Source organism: Martinezella sp. CNPSo 3957, from assembly GCF_057784395.1.
The window spans coordinates 107,777-133,585 of sequence record NZ_JBXSOU010000011.1 but is presented as its reverse complement, the minus strand read 5'-3'; the positions used below and the strand labels follow the sequence as shown (position 1 = coordinate 133,585).

Annotated in this window: 24 protein-coding genes; 10 read left to right on the top strand and 14 right to left on the bottom strand. The window is 60.5% G+C overall.

Annotation, left to right across the window (positions count from 1 at the left end; translation table 11 throughout):
- Nucleotides 1-509: 509 nt before the first annotated feature.
- From AC13QE_RS23525 to AC13QE_RS23515, 3 genes are all read left to right on the top strand, one after another.
- On the top strand, nt 510-1,403 hold the full coding sequence (locus AC13QE_RS23525; RefSeq protein WP_132717580.1) for a LysR family transcriptional regulator: 894 nt from the start codon (nt 510-512) through the stop codon (nt 1,401-1,403).
- A 91-nt stretch (nt 1,404-1,494) separates the two neighbouring features.
- A complete protein-coding gene (locus AC13QE_RS23520; RefSeq protein ID WP_488485484.1) occupies nt 1,495-2,154 on the top strand; it encodes a DUF1007 family protein in 660 nt (219 codons plus the stop codon).
- Nucleotides 2,148-3,260 carry a nickel/cobalt transporter gene (locus AC13QE_RS23515; protein ID WP_488485483.1) on the top strand — a complete coding sequence of 371 codons (1,113 nt, stop codon included), beginning with the start codon at nt 2,148-2,150 and terminating at the stop codon, nt 3,258-3,260. The genes AC13QE_RS23520 and AC13QE_RS23515 overlap by 7 nt, the downstream gene beginning before the upstream one ends.
- A 39-nt stretch (nt 3,261-3,299) precedes the next feature.
- On the opposite strand, the gene AC13QE_RS23510 is transcribed toward AC13QE_RS23515, so the two are convergent.
- From AC13QE_RS23510 to AC13QE_RS23500, 3 genes are all read right to left on the bottom strand, one after another.
- Nucleotides 3,300-3,515, bottom strand: coding sequence for a hypothetical protein (locus AC13QE_RS23510; RefSeq protein WP_488485482.1), 216 nt, complete (start codon nt 3,513-3,515; stop codon nt 3,300-3,302).
- Between the two features lie 80 nt (nt 3,516-3,595).
- Nucleotides 3,596-4,309, bottom strand: coding sequence for a tellurite resistance TerB family protein (locus AC13QE_RS23505; RefSeq protein WP_488485481.1), 714 nt, complete (start codon nt 4,307-4,309; stop codon nt 3,596-3,598).
- 133 nt (nt 4,310-4,442) lie between these two features.
- Nucleotides 4,443-5,081 (bottom strand): 2-dehydro-3-deoxy-phosphogluconate aldolase, encoded by a 639-nt coding sequence (locus AC13QE_RS23500; RefSeq protein ID WP_015341154.1) that lies wholly within the window; start codon nt 5,079-5,081, stop codon nt 4,443-4,445.
- Between the two features lie 160 nt (nt 5,082-5,241).
- Here AC13QE_RS23500 and AC13QE_RS23495 point away from each other — a divergent pair, with 160 nt between their 5' ends.
- Entirely contained in the window at nt 5,242-5,727 is a 486-nt protein-coding gene (locus AC13QE_RS23495) for a CYTH domain-containing protein (RefSeq protein ID WP_015341155.1), read from the top strand.
- A complete protein-coding gene (locus AC13QE_RS23490) occupies nt 5,705-6,616 on the top strand; it encodes a CHAD domain-containing protein (protein ID WP_488485480.1) in 912 nt (303 codons plus the stop codon). The genes AC13QE_RS23495 and AC13QE_RS23490 overlap by 23 nt, the downstream gene beginning before the upstream one ends.
- A 52-nt stretch (nt 6,617-6,668) precedes the next feature.
- Here the strand turns inward: AC13QE_RS23490 and AC13QE_RS23485 are convergent, their stop codons facing one another.
- On the bottom strand, nt 6,669-8,183 hold the full coding sequence (locus AC13QE_RS23485) for an FAD-dependent oxidoreductase (protein ID WP_488485479.1): 1,515 nt from the start codon (nt 8,181-8,183) through the stop codon (nt 6,669-6,671).
- 49 nt (nt 8,184-8,232) lie between these two features.
- Between AC13QE_RS23485 and AC13QE_RS23480 the strand changes: the two genes are divergently transcribed.
- Both AC13QE_RS23480 and trhO read left to right on the top strand, forming a co-directional pair.
- On the top strand, nt 8,233-8,718 hold the full coding sequence (locus tag AC13QE_RS23480) for a MarR family winged helix-turn-helix transcriptional regulator (RefSeq protein WP_488485478.1): 486 nt from the start codon (nt 8,233-8,235) through the stop codon (nt 8,716-8,718).
- Nucleotides 8,719-8,840: 122 nt separating this feature from the next.
- Entirely contained in the window at nt 8,841-9,782 is a 942-nt protein-coding gene (gene trhO, locus AC13QE_RS23475) for an oxygen-dependent tRNA uridine(34) hydroxylase TrhO (RefSeq protein WP_488485477.1), read from the top strand.
- A gap of 54 nt (nt 9,783-9,836) precedes the next feature.
- Here trhO and AC13QE_RS23470 read toward each other — a convergent pair whose 3' ends face one another.
- The 3 genes from AC13QE_RS23470 to AC13QE_RS23460 form a co-directional block, all read right to left on the bottom strand.
- Nucleotides 9,837-12,047 (bottom strand): putative bifunctional diguanylate cyclase/phosphodiesterase, encoded by a 2,211-nt coding sequence (locus tag AC13QE_RS23470; protein ID WP_488485476.1) that lies wholly within the window; start codon nt 12,045-12,047, stop codon nt 9,837-9,839.
- 110 nt (nt 12,048-12,157) lie between these two features.
- Nucleotides 12,158-12,706, bottom strand: coding sequence for an NADPH-dependent FMN reductase (locus AC13QE_RS23465; RefSeq protein ID WP_488485475.1), 549 nt, complete (start codon nt 12,704-12,706; stop codon nt 12,158-12,160).
- 65 nt (nt 12,707-12,771) lie between these two features.
- Nucleotides 12,772-14,145, bottom strand: coding sequence for a GH1 family beta-glucosidase (locus AC13QE_RS23460; protein WP_488485474.1), 1,374 nt, complete (start codon nt 14,143-14,145; stop codon nt 12,772-12,774).
- Between the two features lie 257 nt (nt 14,146-14,402).
- On the opposite strand from AC13QE_RS23460, the gene AC13QE_RS23455 reads away from it, so the two are divergent.
- Nucleotides 14,403-14,807 carry a DoxX family protein gene (locus AC13QE_RS23455; RefSeq protein WP_132717592.1) on the top strand — a complete coding sequence of 135 codons (405 nt, stop codon included), beginning with the start codon at nt 14,403-14,405 and terminating at the stop codon, nt 14,805-14,807.
- Nucleotides 14,808-14,854: 47 nt separating this feature from the next.
- Here the strand turns inward: AC13QE_RS23455 and AC13QE_RS23450 are convergent, their stop codons facing one another.
- The 5 genes from AC13QE_RS23450 to AC13QE_RS23430 all read right to left on the bottom strand — a co-directional run bounded on the left by AC13QE_RS23450 (nt 14,855) and on the right by AC13QE_RS23430 (nt 21,196).
- Complete coding sequence (locus AC13QE_RS23450; protein ID WP_488485473.1) at nt 14,855-16,042, bottom strand: Gfo/Idh/MocA family protein; 1,188 nt, start codon at nt 16,040-16,042, stop codon at nt 14,855-14,857.
- 222 nt (nt 16,043-16,264) lie between these two features.
- The gene (locus AC13QE_RS23445; RefSeq protein WP_015341165.1) at nt 16,265-17,317 is read right to left on the bottom strand and encodes a sugar phosphate isomerase/epimerase family protein; all 1,053 of its coding nucleotides are present in this window, start codon (nt 17,315-17,317) and stop codon (nt 16,265-16,267) included.
- Nucleotides 17,318-17,584: 267 nt separating this feature from the next.
- Nucleotides 17,585-18,532, bottom strand: coding sequence for a substrate-binding domain-containing protein (locus AC13QE_RS23440; protein WP_488485472.1), 948 nt, complete (start codon nt 18,530-18,532; stop codon nt 17,585-17,587).
- 68 nt (nt 18,533-18,600) lie between these two features.
- Nucleotides 18,601-19,611, bottom strand: a complete 1,011-nt coding sequence (locus tag AC13QE_RS23435) for an ABC transporter permease (protein ID WP_488485471.1) — start codon at nt 19,609-19,611, stop codon at nt 18,601-18,603.
- A gap of 61 nt (nt 19,612-19,672) precedes the next feature.
- Complete coding sequence (locus AC13QE_RS23430; RefSeq protein ID WP_488485470.1) at nt 19,673-21,196, bottom strand: sugar ABC transporter ATP-binding protein; 1,524 nt, start codon at nt 21,194-21,196, stop codon at nt 19,673-19,675.
- A gap of 166 nt (nt 21,197-21,362) precedes the next feature.
- On the opposite strand from AC13QE_RS23430, the gene AC13QE_RS23425 reads away from it, so the two are divergent.
- Both AC13QE_RS23425 and AC13QE_RS23420 read left to right on the top strand, forming a co-directional pair.
- Nucleotides 21,363-22,388: a LacI family DNA-binding transcriptional regulator gene (locus AC13QE_RS23425; RefSeq protein ID WP_488485469.1), complete on the top strand. Its 1,026-nt coding sequence runs from the start codon at nt 21,363-21,365 to the stop codon at nt 22,386-22,388.
- 15 nt (nt 22,389-22,403) lie between these two features.
- On the top strand, nt 22,404-22,808 hold the full coding sequence (locus AC13QE_RS23420; RefSeq protein ID WP_488485468.1) for a VOC family protein: 405 nt from the start codon (nt 22,404-22,406) through the stop codon (nt 22,806-22,808).
- Here AC13QE_RS23420 and xylA read toward each other — a convergent pair.
- Together xylA and xylB are read right to left on the bottom strand one after the other, a co-directional pair.
- The gene (xylA, locus tag AC13QE_RS23415; protein ID WP_015341171.1) at nt 22,799-24,109 is read right to left on the bottom strand and encodes a xylose isomerase; all 1,311 of its coding nucleotides are present in this window, start codon (nt 24,107-24,109) and stop codon (nt 22,799-22,801) included. The genes AC13QE_RS23420 and xylA overlap by 10 nt on opposite strands.
- 235 nt (nt 24,110-24,344) lie before the next feature.
- Complete coding sequence (xylB, locus tag AC13QE_RS23410; RefSeq protein ID WP_488485467.1) at nt 24,345-25,802, bottom strand: xylulokinase; 1,458 nt, start codon at nt 25,800-25,802, stop codon at nt 24,345-24,347.
- Nucleotides 25,803-25,809 lie beyond the last annotated feature (7 nt).

The window sequence follows — 25,809 nt, the reverse complement described above, 5'->3', positions numbered from 1 at the left end:
CAAAGGCTCCGGGGAAAACCCAGAGGACAAAGGGCGACGCTCACTCGCTCAGGAACCAGCCGGTGGAGACCCCGGTACCGTGCAAATGCGCGAAGCGCGGATGATGAACGAGTGCCGCAAGCGGCGCTAATTCGCTTTGTCTGCCATGGATTGGAGGGAATATCCCAACCGCACTTCCGGCAATGAAGGTGTGCCTCTTCAGTATCCCCGGCTGATGGAAAGCCGGGAGAGAACAAAAAGGCCCGCACCGTCGTTGCTTCAGATGTCCTCGCATTTTTCGGTTGGCCGAAATAGCGACTGGAGGGGTTAGTTCCAGGTACCTTACCGATTTTCTCACCACATCGAGGATCGGCGGACACCCACGGGCACGTGCGACTTTGGGCTGATCGGGAAATAGGAACATTCGCGGTAATAATCAAGAATTTTTTTCAGCCATGCCCGAAAAAAATAATTGAACAAATCAAAGCATTTTGTTCAACATCCGGAAACAGTTAGCGGGAGGCTTCACCATGGACACTTTGACCCGGATTCGCGCCTTTATCGACGTGGTCGAAGCCGAAGGATTTTCGGCAGCTGCGCGGAAGACCGGCCGCTCCAAGGCGCTCTTGTCGAAATATGTTCGCGAACTGGAAGACGAGCTGGGCGCGCTGCTCTTGAACCGCACCACGCGTCAGTTCTCCATGACAGAGGCCGGTCATACCTATTATCGCACCGCCTCCGATATCCTGAAGGAGATCGACAATCTTGCCGATCTCGTGCGCGAGAATAACCAGCAGCTTAAAGGTCGGCTGCGTGTTTCCGTGCCGCGCACCTTCGTCGACGCCGATGTCGGGCAGTCGCTGATCGACTTTGCCAAGGAGAATCCCGATCTCTCGCTGGAAATCGCCGCCGACGACCGTTTCGTCGATCTCATCGAGGAAGGCTTCGATGTCGCCGTCCGCATCACCAAGCTCGAAGACTCCGGCATGATTGCCCGCAAGATTTCCGATTTCCGCGTCCATCTCTGCGCAACGCAAGCGTTCCTCGATCGCTATCCGACGCTCGAACATCCGACCGATCTTGCGCGCATTCCCTTCATCATCGATACCAACACCCGCTCGCAGGGCAACATCCGCTTCGTGGATGCCGACAGCACGACCTTCAACGTCGCGATCAACGGCACGCTCGAGGTCAACAGCCCGCATGCGACGCTGCGTGCGGCGCTCGCCGATCTCGGCGTCGCCATCGTCCCGGATTTCATCGGACGCAAGGCGATCGAAAGCGGAGAGTTGCTGACACTGTTCAACGATTACCTTCCGACCGATCGCGGCATTTATGCCGTCTATCCGCATCGCCGCTACCTCCCGGCAAAGGTGCGCATCTTTGTGGACTACCTGCACAATTGGTTCCGCAAGAACGGCTGAACGGGCCAAGGTTGCTTGGCCGGTCCCAATTCCGTCTCATTTCCTGACCAGAAAACGAAGTGAATCAATGCTCGCGAAATCTATCGGACGCATGAGAAAATCCACGACCGCCTACGCTGTTGCCCTCACCGGCGGCCTGTTGCTTGCGCCGGCCGCAGCGTCGGCGCATCCGCATATTTTCGTGGAAGCCCGTCTGGAAGTGCTCGCCGGCGCGGATGGCAATGTGCACGAACTGCGCAACGTCTGGCGGTTCGACGAAGTGTTCTCCTCCTCCGTCCTCATGGATTTCGACAAGAACACCAACCTGAAACTCGATCCCGACGAACTGAAAGAGGTTGGCAAGACGGTGCGCGAGTCTCTGGCGGACTACGATTATTATGCGAACCTGACGCTCAACGGCAAAGTGATCAAGGTGAACAAGCCCGATGTCATCAATGTCGACTTCCGCGACGGCCAGCTCCTGATGTTCTTCGCCGTCAAGCCGGCCGAGCCGATGCCGCTCACCAAGGGCAACACGCTGAGCTTCGGCATCTACGACCCGACGCTCTATACCTCGATCGATTTCCCGAGCGACAATGAATTGGTGACGGAGGGCGACGCCTTCAAAAGCTGCACGCATAAGGTCGTTCGGCCCAATCCGGATGAAGTCATCGCCGAGAACAAGTCCACCTTGACGGATGCCTTCTTCAACGATCCGACGGGAACGACCATGTCGAAGCTCTTCGCAACGCGGATAGATGTGCAATGCTGATTTCGACGTTAGGGAAGCTTGTGCCGGCCGCAGCTGTCGCCCTTCTGGCTGCAGCCAGTTTTGCCCATGCCGCTGGCTCGCCGCTCGGCATTGGCACGGCCGAGCCAAGTTTCCAGCCGATGGGCGGGCCGCTTGCGCCGATCTTCCTCTATGTGAACTACGAGCAGCAGGCTTTCTATCGTGCGCTCACCAAGTCCATCGAAGCCATGCGCCAGGACCCATGGCAGCTCTGGACGCTGATCGGCCTCTCCTTCGCCTATGGCATCTTCCATGCCGCCGGCCCCGGCCACGGCAAGGCGGTGATTTCCTCCTACATGGTCGCCAATGAGATCGAGCTGAAACGCGGCATCGGCATCTCCTTCGTCTCCGCGCTCATTCAGGGGCTCGTTGCCGTCCTCGTCGTCGGCGCCGCCTACTTCGTCCTGCGCGGTTCCGGCATCACTATGACGATGGCGACCAATGCTATGGAGATCACCAGCTTCATCATGGTCATCCTGTTCGGCAGCTGGCTCTTGTTCCGCAAGCTGCGGGCGATGATGCAGAGCCGGGCGCAGCGTCAGGAAATGCAGCTTGCGACATCGGCCGGCCCAATCAGCCTCTCACTGTTCGAGGGAGCCGCAACGGGCACGGATTCGGCAAGAGGTTTTGCGCGCAGCAGCGCCGCTATGCCCGCTGCCGGCGGCTATCAATGCTATGATCCCGCCCATACGACCGGCGACGGCGTTTACTGCGAGACCTGCGGCCACGCCCATCTTCCCGATCCGAAGATGTTGTCGAACGAAAAGTTCAGTGCTCGCGAAGCCTGGTCCGCCATCGCCGCAGTCTGCCTGCGCCCGTGCTCGGGCGCATTGCTGGTCATGACCTTTTCGATGCTGAACGGGCTCTATCTCGGCGGTCTGCTATCGGTCCTCGCCATGTCCATCGGCACGGCGCTCACCGTCTCGCTGCTCGCCATCATCGCCGTCTTCGCGAAAGGCACCGCCGTCCGCTTCACCGGCAAGGGCTCGAGACTTTCGGTTTGGGTGAGCAACGGTATCGAGATTCTCGGCGCACTGCTCGTCATTTGCACGGGCATCATCCTGCTCGGCGCCTCGCTGCAGAACTGAGCGATTTCCGGAAGAACTCAGGATAGCTTGCTTTGGAGTTTATGGTTGATTGCGTCGCTGATGGCGCGCCCGAAGCCAGAACACGAAGAAAAACGCCAGGATGACGAGCACGCCGAAACCAGTGCCGAGCCATGGCGAGATCGAGCCGAGCCAGAGGATGACATTCGGCATCAGGTAAAGCACGGCTGTCGTGACCAACAGAATAACGCCGGCTGCAATTGCCGCCGAGCGGGTTTCGCTTTTCTTGTCCGTCAATGTAGCCATCCTTGACGCCCTGACATGAGTTCCGGCAAGGCTTAGGCCAGCTGCCGAGCAAAGGCAACCGGCCCTATCAGTCAGAGCTGAACTTTGGCGCCCGCAACCGTCGCTTCGATATGATCGACCAGAGCATCGGCTAGGCCGAGCCTTCCAGCCAGCAGATCGAGATAGCCGCGCTCGGCCCGCGAATCCGGCTCGATCGCCAGTCGCGACGCGGTATAGACCTGCACGCGCTGCTCTTCCGTCTTCGCGGAGGCGACGATGGCGTCGAGATCGACGGGATTGGCAAGCTCGCGCTGGAAGAAGGCTTCCGCCTCGGACCCGACTCCGGCCTCCTGCACTTTGCTGAGGATGCGTTGGCGTTCGGAATCGTCGATATGGCCGTCGGCGCGGGCGGCGGCGATCATGGCCCGTACCAGGGAAAGCGCAAAATCATTGCTGGCAATCGCCGGCGACGTGCTGAAACCTGAATCTGTCGGCGGCGGCAGGAACTGCGGCTCGGCCTGCGGGGCCGATTGCGGCGCCGGCTGCGGCTGATTGCCATCCCGATAATTCTTGTAAGCCTGATAGCCGAGGCCTGCGATAGCGGCGAGTCCGCCAAGCGTCAGCGCATTGCCCGCAATCTGACGCCCAGTCTTCGTTCCCAACAGCACCCCGGCAATCGCGCTGGTCGCCATGGGATTGTCTCTGGCGAGATTGATGGCCTGAGTGGCCCTGTCTTTCACAGTTCCTTGCACGCCTGGAACCTGCGATCCCAGAAATTGGTCAAGAAGCTTGCGGGCGTCGATCATATGGATGGTCCTCCGTCCTTGTGATGGTGAAGGGGAGATAGGAAGCGCAACCGCAAATACCAATCCACATCATGCAAAAAGGCGCGCGGAAAGCTCCACGTGCCTTTGAAATCGAATTCGATGGGCTCGGGTCTCAGCCCTTGAGCGCTGCGGCCTCTGCGGCGAGCTTGGTGATCCCGGCCCAGTCGCCTGATGCCACCAGCTCCTTCGGCGCAACCCAGGAGCCGCCGACACAGATCACGTTTGGCAGCGACAGGTAGTCATGGGCGTTCTTCAGCGAGATGCCGCCGGTCGGGCAGAAGACCGTGCCAGCGAGCGGCGACGACAGAGCCTTGAGATAGGAAGCACCGCCGGCCTGCTCGGCCGGGAAGAACTTGAGCACCGTATAGCCCTCTTCGCGCAGCGCCATGACTTCGCTGGCCGTTGCGGCTCCCGGCAGCAGCGGCACATGCGAGCCGCGCGCAGCATCGAGCAATTCCTGCGTCGTGCCGGGGCTGACGATGAACTTGGAACCGGCTTCGACGGCAGCATCCCACTGGCTGACATTGAGGATCGTACCGGCGCCGACTTCGGCACCCTCGACCTCTTCGGCGACAGCGCGGATCGCGTCGAGCGCGCCGGCGGTGCGAAGCGTGATCTCGATGGCCTTCAGGCCTCCGGCGACGAGCGCCCGGGCGAGCGGCACGGCCGATTTCGCATCGTCGACGATCAGCACGGGAACGACGGGCTGCAGTTTCAGGATGGAAAGAAGCTTCTCGGTTTTCTCGCCCATGATCGGTGCACTCCCTTTAAAACGATTGAAATCCGGCTTTCGAATAGCCTTCTCGAAGGTGCTTGTCGAGACAAAAGCTCGCTTTAAATACGACGGGTAGGAAATCCCGGCAACTTGCTATAGGCTATTCCAGTCTGTGCCAGTGGAGCATGTCAAACGCATGGCAAAAGAGATCGAGCGAAAGTTTCTGGTGCGCGGCGATCATTGGCGTGATTCCGTTTCGGAGCGGCTGATCCTGCGACAGGGATATATTGCCTCCATGGCAGACCGGTCTGTGCGCATACGGCTGACGAACGACACCAAGGCAACCTTGACGATCAAGATCGGCAAGGCAATGACCAGGGATGAATTCGAATATGAGATCCCCGTCGACGAGGCGGAGGAACTGCTGGAAACGGCGATCGGCCTCGTCATCGAGAAGACGCGCCACAAGGTGCAGTTCAAGGGCTTTACCTGGGAAGTGGATGTCTTCCGCGGCGCCCATCGCGGCCTCGTCATTGCCGAAGTGGAAATGGACGACGAAAGCGACAATCCGGAACTGCCGGACTGGATCGGACGTGAGGTGACGGGCGAATACCGCTATTCCAACCAGGCTCTCGCGACGCAGTTCGAACAGGAATATGATGAGCTATCGCATACGGCCTGACCGGGCTCTTGATGGCGAGGTACATAAGGCCGCGGCGCATCAACTTGGCAAGGCAATGGCCGTACTGACTGATAGGCCGCAGGGCCTGCACGAAGCAGTTCACGCCGCCCGCAAGAATATCAAGCGCGTGCGGGCGCTCTACCGGTTGATAGCTCCCATCGCGCACCAATTTCAGCAGCGGGAAAATGACCGGCTTCGGAACGTAGCGCTCACACTTTCCGGGGTGCGCGACGCAACCGCCTTGATCGAGATCAGCCATTATCTGCAGGCAACCGCTGCATCGGCGGAGGAACTGCACGCGCTGGCCCGCGTGAGCGATCTGCTGACCGCGAGACGTGACCGTATGGCGGAAGCCGAAACAGATCTCGAAGACAAGGCACGGGCAGCAGTCGCCGCATGTGCGGAGGCACGTGAGGCGTTGAAGGAAATATCCTTCGACTGCGGCCGGCGTGACACGGCGCGTCTTTTTCAGAAAAGCTGGCGCAAGAATGTCCGCAAGGCGATGCAGGCGCTGTCCGAATGCCATGCGGAAGCGGCCCACGTCGAGAGCTTTCACGATCTGCGCAAGCGCGGCCAGGATTACTGGATGCATCACATGCTGCTGCGCGATGTCTGGCCGGCCGCCATGCATGCCAAGCAGCTGGAGGCCAAGGCCTTGGTCGACGTGCTCGGCCGCTATCTCGACATGTCGATATTGGCTGATGTCGCCGACCGCGAGCCGCATCTCTTCGAAAGAAACGATGATCACGCCCGCCTGCTGGAAGCAATCATTTCCCGACAACAGACGGGGCGCAAGGAAGCGTTGGAGCGAGCTCGCTGGGTCTTCGCCGACAAGCCGAAGAGCGAGGCGCGGACTATCAAGCACCTTTGGCTGGAGGCGGCGGACTGACGGGGCCACGCGCCCGGCTCAGACAGCTCAATCGGCATGACCCGGGCGTTGTTTAGGCACGCCACGCATTCGTCAAACCGAGTCCCACTTGCGCGAAATAGCTTTCCAGCATCGCGATGTCGTCGGCCGCAGCGATCGCGCCGATATATCCGTCCGGCCGCACGAGCACCCATTCGCCGGAGGAGAGAGCGTAGATGTCGCGAAGATAGCCCTCGGTGTCGACCATGTCGCCTGACGCGCCGAAAGTATGAATATGCAGGCCCGCGCGCGGCGGCACCGATCCCCGCTGCACCCCATAGCCGAGCAATGTCCAATGCGCGCCTCGGAACAGATCGAACAGCCGTTTCGGCTGGCCGGCAACGCCGCGGATCGGCGCGTCCGGGGCTCGGTCGCCGGCGGACAGGCGACCGCTGCGCCCGAGCGTTTCGAGTGCGAGCGAGGACGAAGGATAACCTATATCGAGCTGACGCACCTCGCGACCGCGCCGCATATTGCCCTGTTTCTGGGCATCGAGAAGCCTTGTCGACAGACCGAGCATCGCTGCCGCGATAGGCTGACGCTCCTCTTCATAGCTGTCGAGCAGCTTATCGTCGGCTCCATTGGCGGCCGCAGCCAGCTTCCATCCGAGATTATAGGCATCCTGCACGCTGGTATTGAGACCCTGGCCGCCGGTCGGTGGATGAATATGGGCGGCATCACCGATGAGAAACACGCGGCCGACACGGTATCGATCGGCCAGACGCGCATTCATGGTGTAGGCCGACGACCACGACACCGATTGGATATGGATATCGTCGCGCTTGGTGCGCTCCGCCACCATGGCTTCGAGCCCTTCGGCAGAGAGGTCGATATCACCGTCAAGAGGGATCGGCCCCTGTATCTGGAACATCTCGGTCCCGGCGAGCGGGCAGAACATGATCTGCCGCGACATGTCGCCGTCATTGAAGCGATGCCAGGCATCGCGCGTGAGACCGGTCAAAATGACATCGGCCACGATGGCGCGAACGCCGAGGGTCTTGCCCGGAAAGTCGATACCAAGGGCATGGCGAACGAAACTGCGGCCGCCATCGGCGCCGACGAGCCAGCGCACCCGGAGAGTTTCCTCTCCAGCCTTGCCCGAGAGACGCGCCGTCACGCCGCTCGGGTCCTGCTCGAAACCAACCAGTTCGCAGCCGAATTGCGGCCTATGGCCAAGCTCAAGCAACCTCTCGCGCATCACCTTTTCGGTCAGGAATTGCGGTATCATCAGCGGCAGATGATACGGTTCTGCCGGTGTCGGGTCCTCATGCTCGGCGATGTCGGACTCGGTAAAACTGCCGTCGTCGCGATATCGCCGCTCGGGCGGATAGAGGCCGCCGGCCGCGACGATCCGGTCGAGAATGCCGAGATCCTCGAAGATTTCCTGGGTTCGCGGCTGGATACCCTTGCCGCGCGAACCACGGAAAGGCTCGTCCATTTTCTCGATCAGGCGGAAGGAAATCCCTCGTCTTGCCAAATCGATCGCCAATGCCAGGCCGGCCGCGCCCGCACCGCAAATCAGCACATCTGCTGCAAATTGCTCTGTCATTTCCATCTCCATATGTGTAATATGCACATATTAAAAGAAGGGCGATGCAGTGTCAACGAAAAGCTTGCAAAATACACATATCAGCGGTCGGTTACGCGAACTCCATAGCGCGCTGGTCGAAATCGTCGGCGTCATGAACCGGCCACAGCGCGATGAGGCGATGATCAAGGAGGCGGGCATCTCCCTCGACCGCGCACTGTTTTCCCTGTTGGTTTTGGTGGAACGGCTCGGCCCCATCGGCGTCGTCGAACTGGCCGATCGCGTTGGGCGCGACTACACCACCGTCAGCCGTCAGGTTGCGAAGATGGAGGGGCTTGGACTGATCAGCCGGCAGGAGAACGCGGTCGACCGCCGCCTTCGCGAGGCCGTCATTACCGAACAAGGAAAGATGATGACCGACCGCATCGATGAGGCGCGCGAGAGGATCGCTCGGTCCATTTTCGCCAAATGGGATGAGCAGGATATCGAGGACCTTGTGCGGCTCATGCGCAGGTTTGCCGACGACATCAAGGATGATGCGCCAATTGCACGATAAGCTCATCTTGGAATGCCTTCCTTTGACGTCGTAGGTGACACCGATCGGGCAGAATGGCGAAGGCGCGGGCTGCGGCGCAAATCCCGATTGCCTGAAAGCTCACAAAATTGTATTTCACCGGCATGACCGACATGCTTCCAGATCCACGGCGCGACGCGACCGGCGCATTCCTCGTTGCCGCGCTCTATCATTTCGTTTCCTTCCCGCGCTTCGAAAGCCTGCGCGAGCCTCTGTTTGCGCTCTGCGAGGAAAAGGGCGTCAAGGGCACGCTGCTGCTGGCGCATGAAGGGATCAACGGCACGATCGCCGGCACGGATGCCGCCATCGGCGCCGTGCTCGCCTTCCTGCACGCCCAGCCGGAATTTGCCGGGCTCGAACACAAGGAAAGCCGGGCGTCGAAAATGCCGTTCGTGCGCATGAAGGTGAAGCTGAAGAAAGAGATCGTCACCATGGGCGTCGAGGATATCGATCCCACCAAGGTCGTCGGCACCTATGTCGCGCCGAAGGACTGGAACGCGTTGATCTCCGACCCCGACACCATCGTCATCGATACGCGCAACGACTACGAGACCGCCATCGGCGTCTTCAAGGGCGCGGTCGACCCGAAGACCAAAACCTTCCGCGAGTTTCCGGAATGGGTGCGCGACAATACCGGCCTGCACAATAAGCCGAAAATCGCCATGTACTGCACCGGCGGCATCCGTTGCGAGAAGGCAACCGCCTTCATGAAGCAGCAGGGCTTCGACGAGGTCTACCATCTCAAGGGCGGCATCCTGAAATATCTTGAGGAAGTGCCGGCGGAAGAAAGCCTGTGGGAAGGTGCATGCTTCGTCTTCGACGAGCGCGTCTCTGTTGAGCATGGCCTGAAAGAGGGCAATCACAAGCTCTGCCACGCCTGCCGCAATCCCATTACATCGGAAGAGGTGACCTCGCCCTTTTACGAGGCCGGCGTCTCCTGCAGCCATTGCTATCATGAGCGCAGCGAAGAGGATCGCGAGCGTTACCGCGAAAGGCAGCGCCAGATCGCGCTCGCCCGCAAGCGTGGACACGAGCATATCGGCTAAAGCATTTTCGGAGGAACTGTGCTGCGACCTTTCCTGGGGAATGCTCCACGCGTATCAGGCGGCGGCGTGCTCTTCGTCCAACGCGGTTGCCATCTGCACCGCAAGCCGCTTGCTGATCTCGGCGTCCGGCATGGGCTTGCCGTAGAAGTAGCCCTGTAGCTCGTCGCAACCAAAGTCTTCCAGTGCCCTTCCCTGCGCCTCGGATTCGATGCCTTCGGCTGTAACGGGAATATCGAGCGAACGCGCCAGCGCCACGGTCGCCTTCACCATTTCGCGGGCGCGGTTGTCTTCCAGCACATTCATGGTCAGCGAGCGATCGATCTTGATGCGGTCGAAACCGAACTGACGCAGATAGCCGATAGAGGAGAAACCAGAGCCGAAATCGTCGAGCGCCACCTTGACGCCGAGCCTCTTCAACCGCTCGATCGACTGACGGGTACGCTCGGGATTTTGAATGATGTAGCCTTCGGTGATTTCCAGCGTCACACGCTCGGCTTCGATTTCGGTACTGTTAAGCACGTTGCGGACATAATCGGCGAAGGCGGGATTTCGGAACTGGCCCGGCGAAACGTTGACGGCGACACGCAGATCCGGCCAGTGTCTTGCCGCCTCGCAGGCCTTGCGCAGGACGAGCAGACCCAATGCCTCGATCAGGCCGCTGGTTTCGGCGATCGGAATGAAGGCCTCCGGCGAAATCGGCCCGTGGCCGGGACGGTTCCACCGCACCAGCGCCTCGACGCCGATCATCTCGCAGCTCGATGCATCGACCAGCGGCTGATAGGCGAGCGTCAGTTCCTCCAACTCGATCGCGCGACGCAGATCGAGCTCCAGCGCATTACGCTCCTCGCGATGCGCATCCATGGCTGTCTCGTAGCAGGTCATGCGAGCACGGCCGGCTTCCTTGGCCTTGTACATGGCAAGATCGGCACGGCGCACCAGTTCCTCACGATCAATGCGGCCCTCGGGCGAGCTTGCGATGCCGATACTGGCGCCGACGACGACCACCCGGCGGCCGATTTCCAGCGGTTCGGCAAGGAAATCCAGGATCTGCTCGGCCAACCGCAAAGCCGGAGCGTCATTGAGCTCCTTCGTCGGGAAGGCGATGGCGAACTCGTCGCCACCAAGGCGCGCCAAGGCCGCCTGCGGCGGCACGAGTACTTTGAGCCCGGCGGCTACCGCGCGGATCAGCTGATCGCCGGTGCCATGCCCATAGGCGTCGTTGATTTCCTTGAAGCCATCGAGGTCGAGGTAGAGAAGCAGGACATTGGTGCCGTCGGAGCGCGCCCGCTCGACCAGGCGATCCACATCGAGCCGCAATCCCTCGCGGTTGAGGAGCCCGCTCAGCCGGTCTCGAAGAGAAACCTGACGTGCCTGGACCTCTTCCGCCCGCAGCCGGCGCCCCGCCATCAATCCCAGGATCAAAAGCACAACGAAGAACAGACCCACCAGACCGAGCGCTCCGAGAACCAGCGGGCGGACCTGCTGATAGCTCATGTCCCCCGGCTGGCGTGAGCTCCACACCAGCCGCCCCAGCGACTTTCCGAGCGGATCGACGATGGAGACGGCATAGCGGGCCACGGTTTCCGGCGGCACCAGCCTCAAGCCGCTGATGACATAGGTATTGGAGAGCATCTTGATCCGGCCGGCATCGAGGTAGCGGACGAGGATCAGATAGCGCCGATGCCCTTCTGGCACCGGAATGCGACCGGATCTTTCGCGGATCGTCGCGGCACCGGCCACCGCGATACCATCCCTGGTCATGATATAGCTCGAGGCTTCCGGCACCCCGGTCACACGTGTCGCGCGCGCCTGATCGACGAGCGCCCAGACCGCGGTTCCAAGGACCTCCTCGATGTTGCCAGTCAATGGTTCACCGTCATGATAAGCAACGATCGGCTTGTTGTTGTCGTCGACGATGACGGCAGTATCGAACAGCGCACCATTGGAGGAAATGTCGCCGTAATTGCCGGCGATCCAGCCTTGAGTGTCCGTTCCGTAAATGCTTCGCACCGCGTCATTGCGGGCGGAGTGGTCGTGCAGCGTCGCTTCCAATTGCCCCTGAAAAGTCTTCAGTGCACCGACGGTCGTCTCCCAGGAGCGCTCGTCATCCAACTTGTTGGAATAATCGGCGACGCGGCCGATCGCAGTAAGAACCATCAAGGTCACGACGGCAACGATCAATGCAAAGCAAACCAAAACGGCCGTCACGATGGAATGACGACCGATCTGTGTATTTTCGCGCAATGAACTGAAAGCTGCTCCCAACGCCTTTTCTCCTTGGCGAAGAAGTCTGCCGTCAGGTCTTCAATAAACGGTTAAGGCGAATTGGAGATTCCTACAGGAAAGAGTTGTAGATCTGCCGAAACCGGAAGAATTCATGCCTTGGTGGCTATCGCTTGCGCGAAGCGGCTGAGACTTGCGGAGAAAAGGCCGCTTTCGCGCGCCTGCAGTAGCATTGCGGCCTGTATCTCATCGCTCTTGCCAGCAACCGGCAGACGCAAGAAAGCGTCTTCAACGATATGCAGCGACATGGTCTGCAAGACATCGGTGAGCTGTGCCAATACGAGATCGCCGCGATGTGACGCGTGAGCAAACATCAGCGGCTTGAACGGCACCTCGTCACGCGACACCAGCCAGTCCAGCGCGTTCTTGAAGCCGCCGGGTATGCCATGGGCATATTCCGGACAAGCGACGATCAAACCGTCTGCCTTGCGGATCTCGGCCGCAAATCTCTCAACGATAACTGGAGTTCGCTCACCCTCATTATCCGGATTGAAGACCGGCAGGTCGCCGATCAGATCGCAAATCGCAATGGTGATGCCTTCGGGGCAGGCGAGCTGCAGCGCCTCCAGCAGCCTGCGGCTGGTCGAAGCGCGCCGCTGGCTGCCGCAAAGCGCATAAAGGGAAATCGGCCGCTGGGTCATGCGAGATGTCTATCAGGCCTCGCCGATTCGGGCGACAGATACCTCCCCTCAAGGGCCGAAGCGCATCAAACCGCTTTGTGATTGCCCCTTGGAAACTGCGAGGCAAGCTCCCTGTACCACTTGCCGCTCTTCTTGATCGTGCGCACCTGTGTCTCGTAATCGACATGGACGAGGCCGAAACGCATGCGGTAGCCCTCCGCCCATTCGAAATTGTCCATCAGACTCCAGGCGAAATAGCCGCGCATCGGATAGCCGTCCTTGATGAGATCGGCGACGACGCCGAGATGCTCGATATAGTAGTCGAGACGCGGCTGGTCATCGATCTCGCCATTGACGACGCCCATGTTGTAGCAGGCGCCGTTCTCGGTGATGTAGCACTCCGGCAGCTCGTAGCGCTTGTTGAGGTCCTCAACGACATGCTTCAGGCCGGGCGAATAAACCTCCCAACCGATATCCGTCCTTACGTCACTGACCGGCGGTGCTTCCTTCGTCCAGGGGAAATCGCCGCTCTTGGAGGCATCATCGGAGACGCGCATCGGCATATAATAGTTCAAACCCCACCAATCGAGCTTCTGGTTAATGGTCTTGAGATCGCCGTCCTCGATGACGGGCATGCGATCGCCGAGCGCCTCGACGAACTCCTTCGGATATTCGCCTTTGAAGATCGGATCGAAGAAGGCGCCGTTGTGGAACTGATGCGCACGCTCGACCGCGGCCAGATCTTCCGGACGATCGGAGCCCGGCAGGATCGAAGCGGCATTGAGTACGATGCCGACAGGCACCTTCGGCGCGACGGAGCGGATCGCCTCGACGCCGAGACCATGCGCAAGGTTCATATAGTGCATGGCGTAAAGGGCAGCCTGCATATTGCGCTCGCCCGGCGCATGAATGCCATAAAGATGGCTCAGCCAGACGATGCACCAGGGCTCGTTGAAGGTGGCGACAGAATCCAGACGGTCGCCGAGACGGGCCATGACGGTCTTGGCATAGCGCTGGAAGGCATGCGCCGTCGAGCGCGCCGTCCAGCCGCCATCGCCGGCAAGCGCCAGCGGCAGATCCCAATGGTAGAGCGTCGCAAAGGTCTTGATCCCCCGCGCCTTGCAGCCATCGACCAGACGATCATAGAAATCGAGGCCGGCTTCGTTTACCGGGCCGGTGCCATCGGGAATGATGCGCGGCCAGGCGATCGAGAAGCGATAGGCCTCGACGCCCATCTCCTTGATCAGATCGAGATCCTGTTCCAGCCGGTTATAGTGATCGCAGGCAACGTCGCCATTATCGCGCTGATAGACGCGGCCGGGCATGTTGGCGAAAGCATCCCATATGGACGGCTTGCGGCCGTCGGCCTTGGTGGCGCCTTCGATCTGGAAGGCGGCGGTGGCAACGCCGAATGTGAAATCGCCGGGGAAGCGATCGGCAAGAAGCTTCGGATCGATCATGATGAAAATCCCGTCTGTTTTGGCTTCGTTGGCTGCGGTTTAGCCAACCCGCCCCTCAAAGTACAGGGGCCACAGTGGAAAACTGCAACGTTGCAGGTACCTGTAAACCGAGCCGGCTAAGGGTTTCTCAGAATTTTCGCCGGCGGCGGCAACACTCTTCGCACGGCTGGATAACAGCAATGTCAACAGTCGTGACTTGTCTTTCGGCTTGGGATCAATTGAGGGTAGTATCCAAACTTGATAACGAAAGGACACAAATGCTCCCTGCGATCCACGCCCTCCACCCTCATCTGCTGAGCCTCCTGCGCATCGTCGCCTCGCTTGTGCTCTTCAGCTACGGAACGCAGAAAGTGCTGCATTTCCCGGCGGCCGAAAATGTGCCCGCCGTTGGATCGCTGTCCTGGATCGCCGGCCTTCTGGAACTGACCCTCGGCTTCCTCGTCCTGATCGGCTTTCAGACGCGTATTGCTTCGTTCATCCTGTCAGGCCTGATGGCCTTCGCTTATTTCCTGGCTCACGCGCCGAAGAGCTTTTATCCCGCGCAGAATGGCGGCGTCTCAGCCATCCTCTTCTGCTTCATCTTCCTGTTTCTCGCCAGCGCCGGCGGCGGCCCGCTGAGCGTCGACGCGCTGACGAAGCGCAAGCAGGAAGCTGCCGCTTAAACAAGCAGGTCCGAGGCGGGTTCACCGCCTCGGACCTCGCGTGAAGCTTAGAGCTTGACCCAGGCGCCTTTGCGCTTGGACGAGGCGACACAAGCCTCGACGAAAGCCACACCCTTCACACCATCATCAACGGTCGGATAGATCACAGCCGGATCGACAGCGACGCCCTTCTTGCGGGCATTGATGGCACGCGCAGCCTCGGTATAGATGGTGGCAAAGGCTTCCAGATAGCCTTCCGGATGCCCCGAAGGGATGCGCGAGACGCGGGCTGCCGCAGCACCCGAACCGGCACCATTGCGGGTAATCAAGCGCTTCTGGTCGCCGAACGGCGTGTACCAGAGATAGTTCGGATCGGCCTGCGTCCACTCGATGCCGCCCTTAGTACCGTAGACGCGGAGCTTCAGGCCATTCTCATGGCCCGGCGCCACCTGGCTGCACCAGAGCATGCCCTTCGCGGGCTTTTCCTTGCCCTTCGCCTTGAAGCGTAGCAGCACATGGCCGTTATCGTCGAGACGACGTCCCTCGACGAAGCTGTCGAGATCGGCGGCAAGACTGTCAAGCTCCAGCCCGGTAACGAAGGAAGCGAGGTTATAGGCATGGGTGCCGATATCGCCCGTCGAGCCGCCGGCGCCGGACTGCGAGGGATCGGTGCGCCACGCGGCCTGCTTCTGACCGGACTGCTCGATATTTTCCGTCAGCCAATCCTGCGGATATTCCGCCTGCACGATACGGATATCGCCGAGCTCGCCATTCTCGATCATCTCGCGCGCCTGGCGTATCATCGGATAGCCGGTGTAGTTATGCGTGAGGATGAAGAGCGCGCCGCTCTCGTCGGCCACCTTCTTCAGCTTCTTGGCGTCGGCAAGGTTCGAGGTCAGCGGCTTGTCGCAGATGACATGGATGCCGCGGCGCAGGAATTCCTTGGCGGCGTCATAATGGACATGGTTCGGCGTAACGATCGAAACGGCTTCGATGCCGTTCTTCAGCTTGGCTTCGCGGATCGCCATGTCACGATAGCTGGAATAGGTGCGCGAGGGATCGAGACCGAGATCGCGGCCGGAAGCTTGAGCCTTTTCCGGCGAAGACGAGAGCGCGCCGGCCACAAGATCGAACTGGTCGTCGATGCGCGCGGCGATGCGATGCACCGCGCCGATGAATGCGCCAGCGCCGCCGCCCACCATGCCGAGCCGGATGCGCGGCTCCCGCGTCTGTTCCGATGATCCTTCGATTGCCATTTTGTCCTCCTGAGAATGGAATTGTTTGAACGCGATTGCCTGCCGCAATCGTCCCCTCTCCCCCGCCTGCGGGGAGAGGGCTAGGGTGTGGGGCCGAGCCTTCTGCAAGCTCCGAATTGGTGAAAATAGCGAGAGGGCCCCTCATCCGTCCTCAAACGATTTCGCTCCGCTCAATCGTTTGAGTCCACCTTCTCCTCGCATCTGCGGGGCGAAGGGGCTTGATCAAAGCCCCAGCATGCGCCGGTTCGCCGCCTGGTCCGTGCCGCTGCCGGCGAAATCGTCGAAGGCCTTTTCCGTGACGCGGATGATGTGCGCTTTGACGAATTCGGAGCCTTCGCGGGCGCCGTCTTCGGGATGCTTCAGCGCGCATTCCCATTCGACCACGGCCCAGCCGTCGAAATTATTGGCGGTCATTTTCGAGAAGACGGCGCCGAAATCGACTTGGCCGTCGCCGAGCGAACGGAAGCGGCCGGCACGCTCGACCCAGCCCTGGTAGCCGCCATAGACACCCTGACGTCCGGTCGGATTGAACTCCGCATCCTTGACGTGGAACATCTTGATGCGGTCCTTGTAGATATCGATGTTCTCGAGATAATCGAGGCACTGCAGGACGTAATGCGAGGGATCGTAGAGCATGTTGGCGCGTGGATGGTTCTTCACGCGCTCCAGGAACATCTCGAAGGTGATGCCGTCATGCAGATCTTCGCCCGGATGGATCTCGTAGCAGACGTCGACGCCGTTTTCGTCGGCATGGTTGAGGATCGGCGTCCAGCGGCGGGCAAGCTCATCGAAGGCGGTTTCGACGAGGCCGGCCGGGCGCTGCGGCCAGGGATAGATGAAGGGCCAGGCGAGCGCGCCCGAGAAAGTCGCGTGCGCCTTGATGCCGAGATGCTTCGACGCCGTCAGCGCCATCTTCACCTGCTCGACGGCCCATTCCTGGCGAGCCTTCGGATTCCCACGCACTTCCGGCGCAGCAAAACCGTCAAAGGCTTCGTCATAGGCCGGATGCACGGCGACGAGCTGGCCCTGAAGATGGGTGGAAAGCTCAGTGACTTCGACGCCGTTGGCGCGGGCGACACCGGCGAATTCATCGCAATAATCCTTCGAGGAAGCTGCCTTCTTCAGGTCGATGAGCTGGCTTGCCCAGGTCGGAACCTGCACGCCGATATAGCCGGCATCGGCGGCCCATTTCGTGATCGAATCCCAAGAGTTGAACGGTGCCGCATCGCCGGCGAACTGACCGAGAAACAGGCCTGGTCCCTTGATCGTCTTCATCTGTAATTCCTCCCTAATCGCGTTCTGTAAACGTTTCCGATGCCTTTCGGACCCATATCCGAGGCGGCTTTGATGCCGTAGCCTCCCAAAACTATAGGGTCGTCGGGCTGAAAGTCGAATGCCCCGTGACCTAATCATGGCATGGTGCAGACGGCAAGAGGTACGTGCCCCAAAATTTCCATCCGCCACAAAGCGAGGGTTGACGGAACACTTAAAAAACGCCCGCCGAAACCGGCGGGCGCCCTTGAAGATGAACCGAAGAACCGATCAGAACGGTGAATCGGGGAAGTAGAAGTCCTTGGCATTATCCTTAGTGACGAGCGTCGCATCCAGGATGTAGTTGCCGCGAACCGGAACCTGGTCGTAGAAGTTGGCGGCCGTCAGCTCCATGGCGGTGCCGACCATTGCCGGCGGATAGAGCACGTCGACCGGGATCAGCTTGTCGCCATCCATAACCTTCTTGATCATGTCCTTCGAACCGGCGCCGGCCACGATATACTTGATATCGGTACGCTTGGCCTGCTCGATCGCCTGCAGAACGCCGACGGCCATGTCGTCATCCTGACACCAGACGACATCGATCTTCGGGAATTTGGTCAAGTAATCCTGCATGACCTTGAAGGCGTCGTCGCGATTCCAGTTGCCATACTGGCGGTCGAGAACCTTGACGTTCGAGCCGGCGATACCCTTGTCGAAACCGTCCTGGCGCTGCTGATCGATCGGGATCGGCAGACCGCGGATGACGACGACCTGTGCATCCGGCGTGTTCTTCTTGATGTATTCGCCCGCAACCTGGCCAAGCGCCGGATTGTTGCCGGCGACATAGAGGTCACGGACGGAATTATCGTTGTTGCTCGGCGCACGGTCGACGAGCGCCACGAACTTGCCCTTGTCCTTGACTTGCTTGATGGCGTTGACGAGCGGATCCGGATCCGACGGCAGGATCACGAGTGCGTCGATACCCTGCGTCTCGAGGTCCTGCACGGCGTTTGCCTGGCTCGCCGCGTCAGGTGAGGTCTTGACGATGACGTTGAGCCCCGGATGTTCCGCCATCAAGAGCTTGGCGACGCGCTCGGCATGGAAGACCACGCCCGAGGTCCAGCCGTGGTCGGCGGCCGGAATGGAGACGCCGATCGTCACCTTCTTGTCGGCGGCATGTACGGTGCCGGCCAGAGCCGCCATCACGACAGCCAAGCCTATTAGTCTTTTTCGCATGTTTCTTCCTCCCAGATAGAGACAGGGCCTTAGCATGACGACCGGGCGCCCCCTGACCCGGTTATTCACTATTTGCGGGCAAGCGAACGCTGAACCAGCATGGCGATGATGATGATCGCACCCTGGATGGCGCTCAGCAGGTACTCGCTGATGAAATTGGAAAGCAGCATGATATTGCCGACGAGTTCGAGGATGAACGCGCCGCAGATCGTGCCCCATACCCTGCCCGCGCCGCCTTTCAGCGCCGTGCCACCGACGACCACGGCGGTGATCGCCTGCAATTCCCACAGGTTGCCCGTCGTCGCCGATGTCGAACCGAGCCGCGGCACATAGAGAAGCACAGCGATGGCAACGCAAAAGCCCTGGATGATGAAGGCGATGGTTCGCACGCGATTGACCGCCACGCCGGAATAGCGGGCAACGTCACGGTTCGAGCCGACCGCAATCACATGCCGCCCATAACGGGTGCGATAGAGAATGAAGGCCGCAATGCCGGTGACGACGAGGATGACCAAAATCGGCACCGGGACGCCCAGCACGGTGCCATAATAGGCAGGCTTGTAGAGTGCCTGAATATCCGCCGGTCGCAAGGTGATGGCACCGCCCTGCGACAGCCACGTCGTCAGGCCGCGATAGACGCCCATGGTGCCGAGCGTCGCGATGAACGGCTCGATCTTGCCCATGGTTGTAATCAACCCGTTGGCAAGGCCGCATAGCAGGCCGGCAACGATCGAAAACAACACCGCCGCCGCCAGCATCATAGAGGGATCGGCAATGACGCCCGAATTCATGAAGAGGATCATCAGGCTGGCGACGAAGGCGACCATCGCGCCGACGGACAGATCGAGATCGCCGGACGAAATGACGAAAGTGGCACCGACCGCGATGATGGCAATGAAGGCGCATCTCGTCGCGACATTGGTGAGATTGGTGATGCCGATGAAGTTCGGGTTGACCAGTGCGCCCACGATCAGAAGCAGCACCAGTGCCGCAAACGGCGCAACCGCCCTAAGATCGACATCCCGCCAGGAACGTCCGCGCCGGCCTGTCTTGCCGCTGCTGTCTTCACCCACGCTCATAACCAAAACCAACCTCCCGTCCCATGATTGCTGGGAATTCGCCCTGCTCTCCGCCGCCCTTTCAGGCAGCCGTCTTTTTCTTCAGGCCCGCCGCATAACGCATGATTTCCTGCTCGGTGATCTCTTCGCCTTCGAGCACGCCGACGATCCGGCCTTCGCGCATCACGGCAACCCGCGTGCAGAGCCCGATGACCTCGGGCATTTCCGAGGAGATCACGATGATCGAATGGCCGTCGCGCGCCAGCGCGGAAATGAAATGATAGATCTGCTGCTTCGTCCCCACATCGATGCCGCGCGTCGGCTCGTCGATAATGATGATCTGCGGCTCGGTCTCCATGATCTTCGCCAAAAGCAGCTTCTGCTGGTTGCCGCCGGACATGCGGCCGGCAACGATGTTTCCGTCACGCACACGTATATCAAAACGGCGGCGCGCCCGCGTCAGCGCATCGGCTTCGCTGGAGGCGCTCAGATAGCCGAACTTGCCGTGCCGGTCGAGCGACTGCAGGGTCAGATTGACGACCATGCCCGAATTCAGAAGCAGGCCCTTCGATTTCCGATCCTTGGTCATATAGGCAAGCCCGGCATCGATGGCTGCATGCACATCATGCGGCGACACCGTTTGGCCGTTGGCGACGACCTCGCCGGCGGCACGCGAGCGGAGGCCGACAATCGCTTCCATCAGCTCCGTGCGTCCCGAGCCGATCATGCCGGAAAAGCCCAGTATTTCGCCCTTGCGCAGCTCAAAGCTCGCATCGTGGACGTAGCCGGTGGAAACCGAGGCAACGTTGAGCACGACCTTCTCGTCGACATCAGGCTCGTTCTTGGCCGGATAGAGGCTGGAAAGCTCGCGCCCGACCATCAGCTGGGCGATCGATTCGCCATCGAGCAGCGAGGTCGGCGAGGTCTTCACCCATTGGCCGTCGCGCAAGACCGTGACCCGATCCGTCAGCTCCATGACCTCATCGAGCTTATGGGACACGAAGACGAAGCTTGTTCCCTGGTCGCGCAGCTTGCGCACCTGCTTGAACAGGAAATTGGTTTCTTCCCGCGACAGGACGGCGGTCGGCTCGTCCATGAAGACGATGCGCGCATCGCGGCTGATCGCCTTGGCGATTTCCACCATCTGCTTGTCGGCAATGGAAAGCGAGCTGATCACGGCATTCTCGTCGACATGCGAGCCGAGGAGATCGAGCACGCGCCGCGTTTCGGCACGCATATGCTTGCGATCGAGCACACCGAGCCGTGTAACTTCACGCCCGAGAAACAGGCTCTCGGTAACGGTCAGATGCTCAGCGAGATTGAATTCCTGATGGATGATGACGATACCGAGCGCTTCCGCTGCACCGTTCGGCGGCAGCTTTACCGGCTTGCCATCGAGCAAAATCTCACCGGAGGTCGGCTGCTCGAAGCCGGACAGGACCTTGACGAGCGTCGACTTTCCGGCGCCGTTTTCGCCCATGAGCGCATGGATTTCGCCCGCCCGAAGATCGAAGTTGACGCTGAACAGCACTTGTACGCCACTGAAGGCCTTGGAAATCCCTCTCGCAGACAGCACGACCGCACCGTCGACGGTTTCCGAACCCATTGCATCCTCCCTGCGGTCCCACCCGCTTTCCACGGTATGTAAACCTTTACATACACCGTGTAAAGGTTTACATCGTTGGATATCGTACAAAATTTCGCGGTTACCTTTGACCTCCAGGTAAGTCTGTGTAGTCTCCAGCCCGAGACGAGACCCAAGGCAGAGCGCAGTGTCGAATTCCACGCCCGCAACTATCGAAGACGTCGCCCGAATTGCCAATGTTTCGATAGCAACGGTTTCGCGGGCCATCCATACACCGGAGAAAGTCGCCAATTCGACGCGGCTGAAAGTCAACCAGGCTATCGCCGTCACCGGTTATACCACCAATGCCATGGCGCGCAGCCTCAGACTCGGCCGCTCGAACATGATTCTGGTCGTGGCGCCCGATATCGGCGATCCCAATTTCTCGAATATCCTGATCGGCCTGGAAAACGAGGCGCGTTCGCACGGTTACGGCATCCTGATCGGACACACGCAGAACGACGCGCAGCGTGGCCTGGAATATCTCAAGTTCCTCAATTCAAACCAGGCGGCGGGTCTGATCCTCTTCACCGGCATCCTGCCTTTCGGCCATCAGACGATGACGGCGCGGCTGCCGCCGAGCGTCGGCGTTTTCGAGCCGGTCTTCAACGGCGGCATTCCCTATGTCGGCGTCGACGATATTGCCGGCGCTCGCAAGGCCATCGACCTGCTGATTGCCGAGGGCCACCGCAAGATCGCCTTCATCGGCGATTCCCGCACCCGCCTCGCCTACAGCAGGCGGCGCATGGGCTACGAGGCCGGGCTGGATGCGGCCGGCATCGGCCACGACCTGCGCATCGTGCTTGAAGGCGATGGCACCATCGAGAGCGGTCGGCTCGCGGTCGAGCAGCTCTTCATGCGCGACACGCTGCCGACAGCCTTCATGTGCGTCAACGACCAGACCGCGATCGGCGTGATGATCGGCCTGAAGACGCGGGGCTACGATATCCCCGAGGATTTTTCGGTGACCGGCTTCGACGACGTCCCGCAAGCCGTCTTCATGACGCCGTCGCTGACGACGATCCGGCAGCCGCGCACTGCCATCGGCAAGCATGCGATGGCGCTTTTGCTCGAACTGCTTTCGGATGGAGAGCCGCCCGAGACGGAGATCCTGTTGCGGCCGGATCTCGTGGTGCGAAATTCGGTCTCCCCACCGCCGCGCCTCCGGCGATAATAGGTGGACACAACGATGCCGCTCGGCAGAATCATCCTCTATGTCCGGGATGTCGGAGCGACGGTCAGCTTTTACGAGAAGCATTTCGGGTTCAAGCCGCTCCATCTGAAGGGCGATCGGATTGTTGAGCTGCTCGCGCAGGATGGCGGCGCCAACCTGCTGATCCATCCCGCGGGCAAGGCGCAGAAAATGGGCCAGGTGCTGGTCAAGCTGGTCTTCGACGTCGAGCATGTCGAAGCTTTCCGCACTAAGTGTGCGGAGGAGGGACTGGAGTTCGGCCCCTTGCATCGGGCCGACGGCTATGTCTTCGCCAATGCCAAAGATCCCTCGGGAAACCCTATAGCCATTTCCAGCCGCGCGTTTCGGCTGAAATCGGGAGGCGATGAACTACCGCCTCCCGAAGCTGTCGATCAAACGTAGCGATTGACGATGTTTTCCAGCAGTTCCTGCTTGCCGGACTTCGGCTGCGGGTTGACGTCCTTGGTTTCGACCCACTGAGCGATCTGATCGAGCGAATATTCACCGCGCAGCAGCTTCTGGCCTTCGGCCGAATCCCAGCCGGCGTAACGGTCGGCGAGCGGCTTGGAGAGCGCCTTGTCCTCGATCATCTTGGCAGCAGCCTTCAGGCCGCGGGCGCAGCAATCCATGCCGCCGATATGGCCGATGAGCAGATCTTCCGGGTCGAGCGACTGACGGCGCAGCTTGGCGTCGAAGTTCGTGCCGCCGGACTTGAAGCCGCCGCCTGCCAGCACCTGATAATAGGCCAGCGTCATTTCCGGAACGTTGTTCGGGAACTGGTCGGTATCCCAGCCGGACTGGTAGTCGTTGCGATTCATGTCGATCGAGCCGAAAATGCCGAGCGCATTGGCAAGCGCGAGCTCATGCTCGAAGGAATGGCCGGCGAGGATCGCATGGCCCTGCTCGATATTGACCTTCACTTCGTTTTCGAGGCCGTACTTCTTGAGGAAGCCGTAAACCGTGGCGACGTCGTAGTCATACTGGTGCTTGGTCGGCTCCTGCGGCTTCGGCTCGATGAGGATCGTGCCCTTGAAGCCGATCTTGTGCTTATATTCGACGACGAGATTGAGGAAGCGGCCCAACTGATCCAGCTCACGCTTCAGGTCAGTGTTGAGCAGTGTCTCGTAGCCTTCGCGGCCGCCCCAGAGAACGTAGTTTTCGCCGCCGAGCTTATGGGTAGCGTCGAGGCAGGTCTTCACGGTCGCAGCCGAGAAGGCGAAGACATCCGGATCAGGATTGGTCGCGGCGCCCGACATGAAACGGCGGTTGGAGAAGAGGTTTGCCGTGCCCCAGAGCAGCTTTACGCCAGTATCGGCCTGCTTCTTGGCGAAGTAGTCGACGATCTCGTTGAGGTTCTTGGTGTTCTCGGCAAAATTCTTGCCTTCCGGACGCACGTCGGCATCGTGGAAGCAGTAATAGGGAGCGCCGAGCAGGGTGAAGAATTCGAAGGCAACGTCAGCCTTCAGCTTGGCGGCTTCCATCGTCTCGTTGAACCAGGGGCGAAGGAAAGTCTGGCCGCCAAAGGGATCGCCGCCCGGCCAGGTGAAGGTGTGCCAGTAGGCGACGGCGAAACGCAGATGGTCTTCCATCCGCTTGCCGGCAACGACTTCGTCCTTGTTGTAATATCGGAAGGCCAGCGGATTGGTGCTGTCCGGGCCTTCGTATTTTACCTTGCTGATATCACCAAAAAATCCGGTGCTCATGTCTCATCTCCTTGGGTTGGTGTTTCGGTATCGTTTGTTCTTTTCATGCGGTGCTGCCCCTCACCCTAGCCCTCTCCCCGCTCGCGGGGAGAGGGGACGACCTCTGTATCCTCGCCGAGCAAAACGTTAGGGATGGGCAACGATTGCTGCCATCCCCTTCTCCCCGTCGGGGAGAAGGTGCCCGCCCTTCGACAAGCTCAGGAGGGCGGATGAGGGGCTAGCCCTTCACGCTGCTTCAGTGCGCGGACAGCAGCTTGATCGCCGGATAAACCGCGCGGTAGCGCTTGTAGGCATCCGCATAAGCATCCGTCAGCGACGCGACCGGATCGATCGTGCCGGCCGTCTGCGGCGGCGTGCAGACCGCGACCGGATCGGCGCCCGTCGCGGCAATCAGGCCAAGACGGGCGGCACCGAAAGCAGCGCCGAAATCGCCATCCGCCGGAAGGTCGACGGGCACGCCGAGCGCGGTCGCGATCGAGGCCAGCCAGTAGCGCGAACGCGAGCCGCCACCGATAGCGGTTACGCGCGCAATATCCGTGCCGGCGGAGCGCAGCGCTTCCAGATTGTCGCGGATGGCGAAGGACACGCCTTCGAGCACGGCCTGGGTCAACACGGCGCGGCCGCTTTCATGGCCGAGACCGATGAAGGCGCCGCGGATCGTCGCGTCGTTGTGCGGCGTGCGCTCGCCCGAGAGATAAGGAAGGAAGGTGACGCTGGTCGGCGCCTTCAGCGTCTCGCCAAGCTCGGTGGTGAGTTCGGCAGCGGATTTACCGGTCACATGCGAATGCCAGTTGAGCGCGTCGGTTGCCGAGAGAATGACGCCCATCTGGTGCCAGGTGTTGGGCAGTGCATGGCAGAAGGCATGAACAGCGCTTTCAGGCTTCGGCAGATAGGAGCCGTTGGCGGCGAAGAGGACCCCAGACGTCCCGAGCGAAACGAAGGCCGCACCATGGCTCACCGTGCCCATGCCGCAGGCCGAAGCTGCGTTATCCCCTGCCCCGCCAGCAACGACGACATCGCCGCCGATACCCCATTTCGAGGCGAGCTTGCCGCGCAGCTTGCCGGCAACTTCGGTGCCCTCGACCAGCGTCGGCATCTGCTTCTCATCAAGATTGGTCGCGGCCAGCAGCTCTGAGGACCATTTGCGCTTGCCGGTATCGAGCCAGGACGTACCGGCCGAGTCGGACATTTCCGACATGTGCTCGCCGGTAAGCCAAAGCCGCAGATAATCTTTCGGCAGCAGCACCCAACGCACTCTGGCGAAAATTTCCGGCTCATGCTTGGCGATCCAAGCAAGCTTCGGTGCCGTAAATCCTGGGAAGACGATATTACCGGTCAACGCCCGGAAGCGCGGATCGGCGTCAAGCGCGGCAGCCTCGTGATAGCTGCGCGTGTCGTTCCAGAGAATGCAGGGACGCAATACCCTGTCGTCGGCATCGAGCAGCGTCGCGCCATGCATCTGGCCGGAAAGGCCGATGCCACGCACAGCCGCGAGCTCCTTCGGATGCGCGGCCTTCAATCCCGCCACAGCCTCTTCGGTCGCGCGGATCCAGTGGGCCGGATCCTGCTCGGACCAGCCGGGATGCGGACGCGATACGTCGAGCCCGCCATTGGCGGAGCCGATGATCTTCTGATTGCCGTCGATCAGCATCGCTTTGACGCCGGACGTTCCGAGATCGAGACCCAAATACATCAGATAT